Below are 513 nucleotides of genomic sequence, written 5' to 3' on the forward strand. Positions count from 1 at the left end.
CCATCGTGGTGCCGTCGGCCGAGGAGGGCGAAAAGCTCGGCCTGAAAAGGACGATGTCGCTGATGCGGTTCATCAGCCAGGAAATCTTTCCCGGCGGCCAGATGCCCTCCCAAGAAGACATCCTTGAATTTTCCCAAGGTGCCGGGTTCTCGGTCGAGCAAGTTCAGAATTTGCGCCCGCACTACGCGCGCACGTTGGACACGTGGGCGGCCAACCTGCAGGCCAACCGGGATCGCGCCATCGCCGTCCAGTCCGAAAAGGTGTACGAGACGTTCATCAAGTACCTGACCGGATGCCGCGAGCTGTTCCGCGACGGCTACACCAACGTCTGCCAGTTCACCATGGAAAAGAACGCCGCCTAACGGTCATTTGCCGTCGGCGCACGCCGGCTGGTCTTGCGCTTTGCCGCGCGCGACCTTTGCTACTTGGTCAGCGTGAATTGCGCGACGTCGGTGATTCCCCGCCGCATAAAGTCGGCGCAACCGGTCAGGTAGCGCATGTAGCGTTCGTACA

The 513-nt window shown here is 61.0% G+C and carries 1 protein-coding gene and 1 pseudogene; one reads left to right on the top strand and one right to left on the bottom strand.

From position 1 onward, the window contains the following. Nucleotides 1-362 (top strand): class I SAM-dependent methyltransferase (locus A5707_RS17300; RefSeq protein WP_197495351.1); only part of this gene is annotated, 362 nt, incomplete at its 5' end. A gap of 59 nt (nt 363-421) precedes the next feature. Here A5707_RS17300 and A5707_RS23945 read toward each other — a convergent pair. Further along, nucleotides 422-513, bottom strand: a pseudogene (locus tag A5707_RS23945) (SAM-dependent methyltransferase); the annotation flags it as partial.

Origin of the sequence: Mycobacterium kyorinense, from assembly GCF_001672775.1 — a bacterium.
GTDB classification, from domain to species: Bacteria; Actinomycetota; Actinomycetes; order Mycobacteriales; family Mycobacteriaceae; genus Mycobacterium; species Mycobacterium kyorinense_A.